Annotated in this window: 8 protein-coding genes; 1 reads left to right on the top strand and 7 read right to left on the bottom strand. The window is 69.7% G+C overall.

The genetic code is table 11. The features are described from left to right. Positions 1-441: 441 nt before the first annotated feature. Entirely contained in the window at positions 442-2,073 is a 1,632-nt protein-coding gene (gene pruA, locus ABTZ59_RS25865) for an L-glutamate gamma-semialdehyde dehydrogenase (protein ID WP_351416519.1), read from the bottom strand. A 57-nt stretch (positions 2,074-2,130) separates the two neighbouring features. Continuing rightward, on the bottom strand, positions 2,131-3,057 hold the full coding sequence (locus ABTZ59_RS25860) for a proline dehydrogenase family protein (protein ID WP_351416515.1): 927 nt from the start codon (positions 3,055-3,057) through the stop codon (positions 2,131-2,133). Between the two features lie 190 nt (positions 3,058-3,247). On the opposite strand from ABTZ59_RS25860, the gene ABTZ59_RS25855 reads away from it, so the two are divergent. Further along, positions 3,248-4,495 (top strand): PucR family transcriptional regulator, encoded by a 1,248-nt coding sequence (locus ABTZ59_RS25855; protein ID WP_351416510.1) that lies wholly within the window; start codon positions 3,248-3,250, stop codon positions 4,493-4,495. Positions 4,496-4,545: 50 nt separating this feature from the next. Here ABTZ59_RS25855 and serA read toward each other — a convergent pair whose 3' ends face one another. The 5 genes from serA to ABTZ59_RS25830 all read right to left on the bottom strand — a co-directional run bounded on the left by serA (position 4,546) and on the right by ABTZ59_RS25830 (position 13,038). Further along, entirely contained in the window at positions 4,546-6,138 is a 1,593-nt protein-coding gene (gene serA, locus ABTZ59_RS25850) for a phosphoglycerate dehydrogenase (RefSeq protein ID WP_351416507.1), read from the bottom strand. 240 nt (positions 6,139-6,378) lie between these two features. Next, positions 6,379-7,380, bottom strand: a complete 1,002-nt coding sequence (gene ilvC / locus ABTZ59_RS25845; protein WP_249953795.1) for a ketol-acid reductoisomerase — start codon at positions 7,378-7,380, stop codon at positions 6,379-6,381. Positions 7,381-7,543: 163 nt separating this feature from the next. Further along, complete coding sequence (gene ilvN, locus ABTZ59_RS25840) at positions 7,544-8,068, bottom strand: acetolactate synthase small subunit (RefSeq protein ID WP_030351817.1); 525 nt, start codon at positions 8,066-8,068, stop codon at positions 7,544-7,546. A 44-nt stretch (positions 8,069-8,112) separates the two neighbouring features. Beyond that, positions 8,113-9,963: an acetolactate synthase large subunit gene (locus ABTZ59_RS25835; protein ID WP_351416489.1), complete on the bottom strand. Its 1,851-nt coding sequence runs from the start codon at positions 9,961-9,963 to the stop codon at positions 8,113-8,115. 237 nt (positions 9,964-10,200) lie between these two features. Then, a complete protein-coding gene (locus tag ABTZ59_RS25830; RefSeq protein WP_351416544.1) occupies positions 10,201-13,038 on the bottom strand; it encodes a putative bifunctional diguanylate cyclase/phosphodiesterase in 2,838 nt (945 codons plus the stop codon). Between the last annotated feature and the right edge of the window lie 31 nt (positions 13,039-13,069).

Genomic DNA, 13,069 nt, shown 5'->3' with positions numbered 1-13,069 from the left:
GCAATCGCGAGGGTTTCGAGGTCTGTCGTCACAAACGGACTAACGAGACCCTCGCTTCATGCACCCGAAAACTTCGGACTTACTCATCTAGGCCCTGTCCGGTCGGACAGGACCTAGGGCCTTTCGTTCGGATCTTGCCGGGCTCGCGTGCCCTGGCACCGCGCCTCGCCGCGTTGTCGTCAGTCGCCAGGGCTCCGCCATGGCTCCCTCCTCCGCCTTGCGATCCACGGCACCAGACCCCGCTCCCTGATCCGGCCTGATCCAAACGAAAGGCCCTAGTCGTCGTCGGAGAAGCCGCCCTCGAAGGCCGCGTCCAACAGGGCGCGGGCATGGAAACCTTGGGCATGGAGCCGCCCCCGTACCGGCGTTGGGGGGGCTGCCGGTACGGGGGCGGAGTCTGCGGGGCTCGGCGCTCGGCGCCCCTGCGGGACTGACGGTATGTCAGCCCATGTGCGGGTAGCGGTAGTCCGTCGGCGGGACCAGCGTTTCCTTGATGGCGCGGGTCAGCGTCCAGCGCATCAGGTTCTGCGGGGCGCCCGCCTTGTCGTTGGTGCCGGACGCGCGGCCACCGCCGAAGGGCTGCTGGCCGACGACGGCGCCCGTCGACTTGTCGTTGATGTAGAAGTTGCCCGCCGCGTACCGCAGCTTCTCCATCGCGTCGGCCGCGGCGGCGCGGTCACCGGCGATGATCGAGCCCGTCAGGGCGTACGCCGAGACGGACTCCATCTGGGCGAGCACCGTCTCGTAGTCGGCGTCGTCGTAGACATGCACGGCGAGGATCGGGCCGAAGTACTCGGTCGTGAAGACCTCGTTCTCGGGGTCGGTGCAGGCGATGACGGTCGGCCGGACGAAGTAGCCGACGGAGTCGTCGTACGTACCGCCCGCGACGATCGTGCAGGTCGGGTCGGCGGCAGCGCGGTCGATGGCGGCCTTGCTCTTGGCGAAGGCGCGCTCGTCGATGACGGCGCCGATGAAGTTCGACAGATCGGTGACATCACCCATGGCGATCCCGTCGACCTCGGCCGCGAACTCCTCCTTGAACCCGTCGTTCCAGATCGACGCCGGGACATAGGCGCGCGAGGAGGCGGAGCACTTCTGGCCCTGGTACTCGAACGAACCCCGGGTCAGCGCCGTCTTGAGGACCGCGCGGTCGGCGCTCGGGTGGGCGACGACGAAGTCCTTGCCGCCGGTCTCGCCGACGATCCGCGGGTAGGAGCGGTACGTCTCGATGTTGTTGCCGACCGTCTTCCACAGGTGCTGGAAGGTCCTGGTCGAACCGGTGAAGTGGATGCCCGCCAGGTCGCGGTGGTGCAGGGCCACCTCGGAGACGGCGATGCCGTCGCCCGTCACCAGGTTGATGACGCCCTTGGGCAGGCCGGCCTCCTCCAGCAGTTCCATCAACAGCACGGCCGCGAGGGTCTGGGTCGGGGACGGCTTCCAGACCACGACATTGCCCATGAGCGCGGGCGCGGTCGGCAGATTGCCCGCGATCGCCGTGAAGTTGAACGGCGTGATCGCGTAGACGAAGCCTTCGAGCGGCCGGTGGTCGAGCCGGTTCCAGACGCCGGGAGAGTTGGCCGGCGGCTGCTCGGCGAGCAGATCACGGGCGTACTTGACGTTGAAGCGCCAGAAGTCGACCAGCTCGCAGGGGGTGTCGATCTCGGCCTGCTGGGCGGTCTTCGACTGACCGAGCATGGTCGCGGCGGCCAGCGTCTCGCGCCACGGTCCCGCGAGCAGTTCGGCGGCGCGCAGGATGATCGCGGCGCGGTCGTCGAAGGACATGGCGCGCCAGCCGGGGGCGGCGGCCAGGGCCGCGTCGATCGCGTCACGGGCGTCCTGCTGGGTGGCGCCGGCGAACGTACCGAGCACGGCCCGGTGGTTGTGCGGCTGTACGACGTCGACGCGCTCGCCCCCGCCCATCCGCTTCTCGCCGCCGATCGTCATCGGCAGGTCGACGGGGTTCTCGGCCAGCTCCTTGAGCTTGACCTCAAGACGGGCCAGCTCCGGGGAGCCCGGGGCGTAGCCGTGCACCGGCTCGTTGACCGGCGCGGGAACCTGGGTCACAGCGTCCATGGGTGCCGAATCTCCTTCATCAGTGGGTCAGGGGCGGTCGGTTTCGGTGCCGGTGGCTCAGCCGCGGCTGACCAGCGAACGCAGGAAGAACGCGAGGTTGGCGGGGCGCTCGGCGAGACGGCGCATGAAATACCCGTACCAGTCGGTGCCGTACGCGATGTAGACACGCATCCGGTGTCCCTCGGCGGCCAGCCGGTCCTGCTCGGCCTCCCGGATGCCGTACAGCATCTGGAACTCGTACTCATCGAGCTTACGTCCGGCGCGGCGGGCGAGGCTCTGGGCGATCGCGATGACGCGCGGGTCGTGGGAGCCCACCATCGGGTAGCCGCCGCCGTTCATCAGGATCTTGAGGCAGCGGACATACGCCCGGTCGACCTCTCTCTTGTCCTGGTACGCGACGGACGCGGGCTCCTTGTAGGCGCCCTTGACGAGCCGCACGCGCGAGCCGGCCTCGGCGAGGACCCGGCAGTCCTCCTCGGTGCGGAAGAGGTACGACTGGACGACCGCGCCGGTCGCCGGGAAGCGCTCGCGCAGCTCACCGTGGATGGCGAGCGTCGAGTCGATGGTGGTGTGGTCCTCCATGTCGAGGGTGACCGTGGTGCCGATCTCGGCGGCGGCCTCGACGACGGCGGTGACGTTCTTCAGCGCGAGGTCGTGTCCGCCGGGCAGCGCCTGGCCGAAGGAGGAGAGCTTGACCGACATCTCGGCGCGTACGCCCAGCTCAAGCGGGGTGAGGGCGTCGATCAGCCGCAGATACGCGTCCCGGGCGGCCAGCGCCTCGGTCGGGTCGGTGATGTCCTCGCCGAGGACATCGAGGGTGACCTCCAGACCGCGGCCGGCCATGTCCTGGACCACGGGGACCGTCTCCTCGACCGACTCACCGGCGATGAAACGGTTCACCACGGGCTTGGTGACCGGTGCGGCCGAGACGACGCGGCGCATTCTGTCGCTCCGCGACGCGGCAAGGATCACGGGACCCAGCACGGGGCACCTCCACGGTGAGATCGAAAGAGCCGTAACCGAACATCCGCCAAACAGAAACGATCAGTTCAGTACGGCAAGGAGAACCACTGTGAAACCTAAAGATCGGGCCGATCCTCTGCCATCGACACCTGTCACGCATCCGTGGCCGAGATCTCAGACATCTGTCTGAAAGCGGTGGGAGAATGTCCGAGTGAAGGACGATTATCAGGAGCTGGTCGACGAGATCTCGGCGCTGCTCGGTGTCCCCGCGACGCTGGAGAACCGGGACTTCGGACTGATCGCCTTCGGCGCGCACGACAGCGACGACGACACGGCCATGGACCCGGTCAGGACGCGCTCGATCCTGACCAGGAAGTCCACCCCGGCGGTCCGCGCCTGGTTCGAGGGCTTCGGCATCACCCGCGCGACGGAGCCGGTCCGCATCCCCGCCGCGCCGGACGCGGGGGTCTTCCGTGGCCGGATCTGTCTGCCCGTACGGCACCGGGGCACGGTGCTCGGTTACGTCTGGCTGCTCGACGACTCCGACCCGGGCCCGAGCGCCTCCCGGCTCGCGGCGGCCATGGAGGTGACCTCGCGGATCGGCGATCTGCTCGCGGACGAGGTACGGGCGGGCGCGGACCTGGCCCGCGAACTGCGCGCCGTACTGACGGCGGAGCCCGGCTGGCAGCGGGACATGGCGCTGGCGGCGCTACGGGCGGCGCTGGGGCCGAGCGCGGACGGATCACATGTGGTGCTCTGTGTGGCGCCCTGGCGCGGCGAGGAGCCACGAGTACGGGCGGTGCCGGGGACGGCGGCGCTGTGCACACTGCCGTACGGAGCGGTGGCGAAAGACCCCAGGGGCGGCAGGGCGACCGGCCAGGGGAACGGGCGCCAGAACGGCTCCCCGACCGGCCCGATCACCCGCCCGGTGGTCGGCCCGATGAACGGATCGGGCGAGGCGGACACGCTCGCCCTGCTCGTAAGGCTCCGCTCGCCGGACGCGCTCGCGCCCGTCCTCACGGCCGTCGCCCGGCTGCGCGAGGAGGCGGGACCGGGGGCCGCCGCCGGTTCCTGCGCGCCTCGCCGCGGTCTGGCCGAGCTGCCCGCGGCCTGGCACGAGGCGGTGTCGGCGGCCCGCGCCTCGGTCGCCCAGCCCCGTTTCGGCCCGGTGGCGCGATGGACGTCGATCGGCGCGTACCGTCTGCTGACCGCGCTCCCCATCGAGCCCGACCCCGTGATCCGGCCGCTGCTCGACCCCGTACACGCCGAACTGGCCCACACCGCCGAGGTGTTCCTCGACCATGCGGGCCAGGCGGGACGTACGGCCTCGGCACTCGGCATCCACCGTCAGACGCTCTACTACCGGCTCTCCCGGATCGAACAGCTGACGGGTCTGGACCTGGATGACGGCGAGGACCGGCTGCTACTCCATATGGCCCTGAAGGCGACCCGGCTCTGACGGCCCGGCCGGACGCCCACAGCGGCTAGGTCCTGTCCGGTCGACAGGACCTAGTCGTTCAGATCCACCGAGCGCGCCGAGGCCGCGCCGATCTCCTCCGAGATCTCCGCCAGCACGGCCGGCGGCACATTGTCGTCGACGGTGAGCACGACCAGCGCCTCGCCGCCCTCCTCGGCGCGCGAGACCTGCATCCCCGCGATATTGAGCCCGGCCTCGCCGAGGATCCGGCCGACCGTGCCGACCACACCGGGGCGGTCCTCGTAGCGCAGCACGATCATGTGCTCGGCCAGCGCCAGCTCCACGTCGTAGTCACCGATCGCGACGATCTTCTGGAGGTGCTTGGGCCCGGCCAGCGTGCCGGAGACCGAGACCTCCTCGCCACCGGAGAGCGTGCCGCGCACGGTCACCACATTGCGGTGGTTCGGGGACTCGCTTGAGGTGGTCAGCCTGACCTCGACGCCACGCTCCTGCGCGAACAACGGGGCGTTGACATACGACACGGTCTCGGCGACGACATCCTCGAACACGCCCTTGAGCGCGGAGAGTTCGAGCACCTTCACATCGTGCTGGGTGATCTCTCCGTACACCTCGACATCGAGCCGGACCGCGACCTCGCCCGCGAGCGCGGTGAAGATCCGGCCGAGCTTCTCGGCGAGCGGCAGCCCCGGGCGTACGTCCTCGGCGATGACCCCGCCCTGTACGTTCACCGCGTCCGGCACCAGCTCGCCCGCGAGCGCGAGCCGTACCGACCTGGCGACCGCGATGCCCGCCTTCTCCTGCGCCTCGTCGGTGGACGCGCCGAGGTGCGGGGTGCAGACGACCTGGTCGAACTGGAACAGCGGGGAGTCCGTGCAGGGCTCCTTGGAGTACACGTCCAGACCGGCGCCGGCCACCCGGCCCTCCTTGAGCGCGGAGGCGAGCGCCTCCTCGTCCACGATCCCGCCGCGCGCGGCGTTGACGATCCGCACCGTCGGCTTCACCTTGTGCAGCGCCTCGTCGCCGATCAGCCCCAGCGTCTCGGGGGTCTTCGGCAGGTGCACGGTGATGAAGTCCGACACCTCAAGCAGCTCGTCGAGCGTCAGCAGCTTGACGCCCATCTGCGCGGCGCGGGCGGGCTGCACATAGGGGTCGTACGCGACGATCTTCATACCGAACGCGGACATGCGCTGGGCGACCAGCACACCGATGCGGCCGAGGCCGACGACACCGAGCGTCTTCTCGCTCAGCTCGACGCCCGTGTACTTGGAGCGCTTCCACTCGCCGTTCTTGAGGGCGGTATTGGCCTGCGGGATATGGCGCGCGGTGGCGACCAGCAGACCGCAGGCCAGCTCGGCGGCGGTGACGATGTTGGAGGTCGGCGCGTTGACGACCATCACGCCGGCCTTGGTGGCGGCGGAGACGTCCACGTTGTCGAGGCCGACGCCGGCGCGGGCGACCACCCTCAGCTTGGCCGCGGCGGCGATCGCCTCCGCGTCGACCTTGGTCGCGGAGCGGACCAGGATCGCGTCCACGTCGGCGATGGCGGGCAGCAGCTCCGCGCGGTCGGCGCCGTTGCAGTGCCGGATCTCGAAGTCCGGACCGAGCGCGTCGACGGTGGCGGGCGAAAGCTCTTCAGCGATGAGTACGACAGGTTTCGAGCTCACGTGAGTCCTCACAAGTCCCATAGCGGACGGCCGTCCCGACGGCCGCATGCGGTGGAGGGTTCTGGCCGCGTGGAAGACGCACGACGCTGTGGGCCTGACGCGTATGTGCTGTGCAGTCTAGTGCTGTCATCGGGCCGTTTTCCGCCCTGGCGGAAGGATCACCCGTACGTGCGGTCCCGCGTCGGCGTTCCGTGCGGACGGCCCCGGCTCATCCCTGGCCGGGGCCGTCCGCGCGCGGTGTTACGCGTCCTCGTTGTCCACCCAGCTCATGAGCTTGCGCAGCTCCGCGCCGGTGGTCGCGAGCAGGCTGTCGCTGTCGGCCTTCTTGTACTCGTTGTACTTCTTCAGACCGCCGTGGTACTCCTCCATCCAGTTCTTGGCGAAGGTGCCGTCCTGGATCTCGGCCAGGATCTTCTTCATCTCGACCTTGGTCTGGTCGGTGATGACGCGCGGGCCGCTGACGTAGTCGCCCCACTCGGCGGTCTCGGAGACCGACCAGCGCATCTTCTCCAGGCCGCCCTCGTACATCAGGTCCACGATCAGCTTCAGCTCGTGGAGGCACTCGAAGTACGCGATCTCCGGCTGGTAGCCGGCCTCGGTCAGCGTCTCGAAGCCCGCCTTGACCAGCGCGGCGGTGCCACCGCAGAGCACGGCCTGCTCACCGAACAGGTCGGTCTCGGTCTCCTCGGTGAAGGTCGTCTTGATGACACCGGCGCGGGTGCCGCCGATCCCCTTCGCGTACGAGAGGGCCAGCGCGAAGGCGCCGCCGGAGAAGTCCTGCTCGACGGCCGCGATGCACGGCACGCCGCGGCCCTCCTCGTACTGGCGGCGGACCAGGTGGCCGGGGCCCTTGGGGGCGACCATCGCGACATCGACATTGGCCGGCGGCTTGATGAAGCCGTAGCGGATGTTGAGGCCGTGGCCGAAGAACAGCGCGTCGCCGTCCTTCAGATTGTCCTTGATGGACTCCTCGTAGACCTGGGCCTGGATCGGGTCCGGCACCAGGATCATGATCACGTCGGCCTCGGCGGCGGCCTCGGCGGGCGTCACCACGCGCAGGCCCTGCTCCTCGGCCTTGGCCTTGGACTTGGAGCCCTCGTGCAGACCGACCCGGACGTCGACACCCGAGTCACGGAGCGACAGCGCGTGGGCGTGGCCCTGGCTGCCGTAACCGATGACCGCGACCTTGCGGTTCTGGATGATGGACAGGTCGGCGTCGTCGTCGTAGAACAGCTCGGCCACTGGGTCTTCTCCTTGGTGTGCGCTGCTTGGGGTGCGGGCGGCTTCGAAAATGCCGCGGCTCGCGTCCCACCGTACGGCGGGACGGTCGATGCGGGTGTCCCGGTCTCGCCATACGAGCGGACCGGGGATGGCGGGGGCGTGCTTACGGACGGGGGCCGACGGGCTACGCGCTGCGGTCGAGCGCCCGCAGGCTGCGGTCCGTGATGGACCGCGCGCCACGTCCTATGGCGATCGTTCCTGACTGCACCAGTTCCTTGATGCCGTACTGCTCCAGCATCTTCAGCATGGCGTCGAGCTTGTCGCTCGATCCGGTGGCCTCGATCGTGACGGCCTCGGGCGAGACGTCCACGGTCTTGGCGCGGAACAGCTGGACGATCTCGACGATCTGGGAGCGGGTCTCGTTGTCGGCGCGGACCTTCACCAGGACGAGCTCGCGCTGGATCGCGGCGCCGGGCTCCAGTTCGACGATCTTCAGGACGTTCACCAGCTTGTTGAGCTGCTTCGTCACCTGCTCAAGGGGCAGTTCCTCGACATTGACCACGATGGTGATGCGGGAGATGTCGGGGTGCTCGGTGACACCGACGGCGAGCGAGTCGATGTTGAAGCCGCGGCGGGAGAACAGCGCGGCGATCCGGGCGAGGATGCCGGGGGTGTTCTCCACCAGAACGGAGAGCGTGTGCCTGGTCATGTCTCGGTCTCTTCTCTCGGTCTCTCGTGCTCTCGTTCCGCGGCTCAGTCGTCCGCGCCGTCGCCGAAGTCGGGGCGGACGCCCAGAGCGGCCATGACCTCGTCGTTCGAGGTGCCCGCGGCGACCATCGGCCACACCTGGGCGTCCTCGTGGACGATGAAGTCGACCACGACGGGACGGTCGTTGATGGCGTTGGCCTTGGCGATCACCGCGTCCAGCTCGTCCGGGGACTCGCAGCGCATCGCGACACAGCCCATGGCCTCGGAGAGCTTGACGAAGTCCGGGACGCGGGTGCCGCCGCTGGGGCCTTCGGTCACGTCCTGGCCGGAGTGCAGCACGGTGTTGGAGTAGCGCTGGTTGTAGAAGAGGGTCTGCCACTGGCGGACCATGCCCAGCGCGCCGTTGTTGATGATCGCGACCTTGATCGGGATGTTGTTGAGCGCGCAGGTGGTGAGTTCCTGGTTGGTCATCTGGAAGCAGCCGTCGCCGTCGATGGCCCAGACCGTGCGGTCCGGCTGCCCCGCCTTGGCGCCCATGGCGGCCGGCACGGCGTATCCCATGGTCCCGGCGCCGCCGGAGTTCAGCCAGGTGGCGGGCTTCTCGTACTCGATGAAGTGCGCGGCCCACATCTGGTGCTGGCCGACGCCCGCCGCGTAGATGGTGTCGTCGGGGGCGAGTTGGCCGATGCGCTGGATGACCTGCTGCGGCGAGAGGGTGCCGTCGCCGGGCTGGTCGTAGCCGAGGGGGTAGGTCTCGCGCCAGCGGTTGAGGTCCTGCCACCAGGCGCTGTAGTCGCCCACGTGGCCCTCGGTGTGCTCGGACTGGACGGCCTGGACCAGATCGGCCAGGACCTCGCGGGCATCCCCGACGATCGGCACGTCCGCGGTGCGGTTCTTGCCGATCTCGGCCGGGTCGATATCGGCGTGGACGATCTTGGCGTAGGGCGCGAAGCTGTCCAGCTTGCCGGTGACGCGGTCGTCGAAACGGGCTCCGAGGGCGACGATCAGGTCGGCCTTCTGGAGTGCGGTGACGGCGGTGACCGAACCGTGCATGCCCGGCATTCCCACGTGCAGCGGGTGGCTGTCGGGGAACGCGCCCAGCGCCATCAGGGTGGTGGTGACGGGGGCGCCGGTGAGCTCGGCGAGGACCTTCAGCTCGGCGGTGGCGCCGGCCTTGAGGACGCCGCCGCCGACGTACAGCACCGGGCGCCTGGCCTGGGTAATCAGCTTGGCGGCCTCGCGGATCTGCTTGGCGTGCGGCTTGGTCACCGGGCGGTAGCCGGGCAGGTCGTGGGTGGGCGGCCAGCTGAAGGTCGTCTCCGCCTGGAGCGCGTCCTTGGCGATGTCCACCAGGACCGGTCCCGGGCGCCCGGTGGAGGCGATGTGGAAGGCCTCCGCGATGGTGCGCGGGATGTCCTCGGCCTTGGTGACCAGGAAGTTGTGCTTGGTGATCGGCATGGTGATGCCGCAGATGTCCGCCTCCTGGAAGGCGTCCGTCCCGATGGCCTTGCTCGCCACCTGGCCGGTGATCGCGACCATCGGCACGGAGTCCATGTGCGCGTCGGCGATCGGGGTGACCAGGTTGGTGGCGCCGGGGCCCGAGGTGGCCATGCAGACGCCCACCTTGCCGGTGGCCTGGGCGTAGCCCTCGGCCGCGTGGCCCGCGCCCTGCTCGTGGCGGACGAGGATGTGGCGGACCCGGGTGGAGTCCATCATCGGGTCGTACGCGGGGAGGATGGCGCCGCCGGGGATGCCGAATACCGTGTCGGCCCCCACTTCCTCAAGAGAGCGGACGAGGGACTGCGCGCCCGTGACGTGCTCAACGGAGGCGGGGGACGGTCCGCCGTTACGGGCCCGCGGCTGCGGATGGTGGGCCCCGGTGGCCTGCTCGGTCATCGGCATTCTCTTCTCGAAGAGGCTGAGGGTTTTTGCGAGGGTTTGGGGTGTGCCGGTGCAACAAAAAACCCCTCGTGCCGTGAGGCAAGCGAGGGGAGCGCGTCGGTGTGGTCTGCGGAGCGGTTCGATGCTCTGCTTCAGCCGACGCGCTTTCCAAGTACGAGAATTCGGGTGCGCATGGCACTGACCCTCCCTCCGGCGCGCCATGGCTGTCAAGTGGGTGGGACGGGAGTCTCACTATTTGAGCGGATCGAGGGGCATCGAAGGGTGCGGAATCCGGTCACCCGAGACGTGCCGGGCGGCCCTCACGGGCAGCGCGCCGCCCGTGAGCACGGGCAGGGCCGTACCGCCCGGCAGGGGGTATGTGCCGGCCAGCAGGGCGCGGCGCAGCCGGTACTCGTCCAGCGGCCCGGAGAAGGCCATTCCCTGGCCGTGCGTACACCCCATGGCGCGCAGCGCGAGGACCTGCTCGGGGACGTCGACCCCGTCGGCCACGGACTGCATGCCCAGATCCCCGGCGATCCGCAGCAGCCCGGCCGTGATCTTGTGCAGCCGCGCCGACTCCACGACGCCCTCCACCAGACCGCGGTCCAGTTTCAGTACGTCCACCGGGAGCCTGCGCAGGGCGCTGATCGCGGCGTACCCGCTGCCGAAGCCGTCGAGGGCGATCCGTACCCCCAGTCGGCGCAGCGCGACGAGCCGGTGCTCCAACTCGTCGATGGAGGCGCGCGGGTCGCTGTCGGACAGCTCGATCATCAGGGCCCCGGAGGGCAGCCCATGGCGGGTGAGCAGGGCTTCGATGGCGCCGGGCGGCAGGGATTTGTCGAGCAGTCTGCGGGCCGGGAGCCGTACCGCGACGGACACGGAATGGCCGATTCTCGCCCGTTCCGCGGCCTGGGAGACGGCCTCCTCCAGGAGCCGGCGGCCGAGCTCCGCGGTGCGGTCGCCGTCGTCGGTGACGCGCAGGAACTCCGCGGGGGTGAACAGGATGCCCTGGGCGGAGCGCCAGCGGGCCTGGGCGGCGACGCTGGAGACCCGCCCGGTGGTGAGATGCACCACCGGCTGGTGGAGCAGGGTGAATTCGCCGTCGTGCAGGGCGGTGCGCAGCCGGGTGGCCAGCTCGGTCCTGCGGACGACCTCCGCCTGCATCTGGGGCGCGTACAGCTCGACGCGGTTCTTGCCCGCGGCCTTGGCGCGATACATCGCGAGGTCCGCGTTGCGCATGAGTTCGGTGGGGGTTATGCCCGGTTCGGCGAAGGCGATGCCGATGGAGGCGGCGACCCGGACATCGTTGCCGTCGATGCGATACGGCTGCGAGAGCCTGAGGCGCAGCCGGTCGGCGATCTCGTGGACCTGGTGCTCCCGGGCGGCCCTGTCGTCGTTCCCGTCGCCGAGGACGATGGCCGCGAACTCGTCGCCGCCGAGTCTGGCCGCGGTGTCACCGGCCCGTACGGAGTCCTGGAGCCGGTGGGCGGCGTGGATCAGCAGTTCGTCCCCGACCTGATGGCCCAGCCGGTCGTTGACGCCCTTGAAGCCGTCGAGGTCGATGAAGAGCACGGCCGTGCCCGGATCGGTCGTACGACGGCCGGAGAGGGCTTGTCGTACGCGCTCGGTGAACAGGGCGCGGTTGGGCAGGTCGGTGAGCGGGTCGTGCTCGGCGTTGTGCTGGAGCTGCGCCTGGAGGCGCACCCGTTCGGTGACGTCCCGGCTGTTGAAGATCAGCCCGCCCTGGTGGCGGTTGACGGTGGACTCCACATTGAGCCAGTCGCCGGTCCCTGATCTGAACCGGCACTCGATGCGGGTCGTGGGTTCCTCGGAGGGGGGCGCGGCCAGGAAGCGCCGTACTTCGTGGACGACCCTGCCGAGGTCGTCGGGGTGGATGATCGAGGCCAGCTCGGCGCCGACGAGATCCTCCGCCTCCCTGCCGTACACGCCCGTGGCGGCGGGGCTGACATAGCGGAGTATGCCGGAGGGCGCGGCGATCATGATCACATCGCTGGAGCCCTGCACCAGGGACCGGAAGTGGTTCTCCTTCTGGGCCAGTTCATGGGTGAGCGCGATGTTGTCGACGAGCATGATGCCCTGCCGTACCACCAGTGCGAGCACGACCGCGCAGCCGGTGAGGACCACCACCCGGTCGACCCGGCGGTCCTCGATCACGTTGTAGAGGATGCCCAGCGTGCAGACGGCCGCGGCCAGATAGGGCGTGAGCGCGGCGAGCGAGCCGGCGATCGGACGGCTGGAGGTACGGGGCTGACGTGGCGGCGGCGGGCTTTCGGGGACACGGCGCATACCCCACGGCGCGTACGCGAGGAGCAGCGAGCCGGCGAACCAGCCCGCGTCGAGCAGCTGTCCCGAGCGATAGGTCTCCCGCAGCAGCGGGGAGGTGAACAGGGCGTCGCACAGCACCGTCAGGGCGAGTGCGGCGATGGCGGTGTTGACGGCGGAGCGGCTGCCCGTGGCCCGTCGGAAGTGCAGCGCGAGCACCATGCTGACCAGCACGATGTCGAGCAGCGGATAGGCGAGGGAGAGCGCCGCCTGGGTCACGCTCTCGCCCTGGAAATGCGCCGTGCGCGCGAGGGCGAGGCTCCAGGAGAGGGTGAGCAGCGAGCCGCCGATCAGCCAGGAGTCGAGGGCCAGACAGAGCCAGCCGGCCCTGCTGACGGGGCGCTTGGCGAGGACGAGCAGGCCCACGATGGCGGGTGGCGCGAAGCAGAGGAAGAAGAGATCGGCGAGTGAGGGGCTGGGCACCGGCTTGTCGAGGATGACCTCGTACCAGCCCCAGACGGCGTTCCCTCCGGAGGCCATCGCGGAGGAGAACGAGAACAGCAGCCAGGCGGGCCGGAAGCGGCTGCCGCGGCCGCGTGCGTAGAAGAAGCAGGAGACCGCGGCGATCGCGGCGGCCAGACTCAGCCCGAAGTCCCCCATGAACAGGGCCAGTTCGGGCGAGCCCCAGCCCAGCGCCGCGCCGGCCGCGTAGCCCGCGCAGATCAGGGCGAGCAAGAGCTGCGCGATGAGCCCCGAGCCACTGCCGGAGACCGCCCGCCTGCCGATGAGCACGCCCTCGGCGCTCACCGGACAGCCCCGGGGGGTGTCGCGGTCACCG

Source organism: Streptomyces sp. NPDC094034 (assembly GCF_040303865.1).
Classification (GTDB): domain Bacteria; phylum Actinomycetota; class Actinomycetes; order Streptomycetales; family Streptomycetaceae; genus Streptomyces.
This window is presented reverse-complemented; position numbering and strand designations above follow the sequence as displayed.

What these genes read in the sequence shown, in the direction of transcription:
- ABTZ59_RS25835 (WP_351416489.1), bottom strand. Translation starts at nt 9,963, where the DNA reads ATGACCGAGCAGGCCACCGGGGCCCACCATCCGCAGCCGCGGGCCCGT.
- pruA (WP_351416519.1), bottom strand. Translation starts at nt 2,073, where the DNA reads ATGGACGCTGTGACCCAGGTTCCCGCGCCGGTCAACGAGCCGGTGCAC.
- ilvN (WP_030351817.1), bottom strand. Translation starts at nt 8,068, where the DNA reads ATGACCAGGCACACGCTCTCCGTTCTGGTGGAGAACACCCCCGGCATC.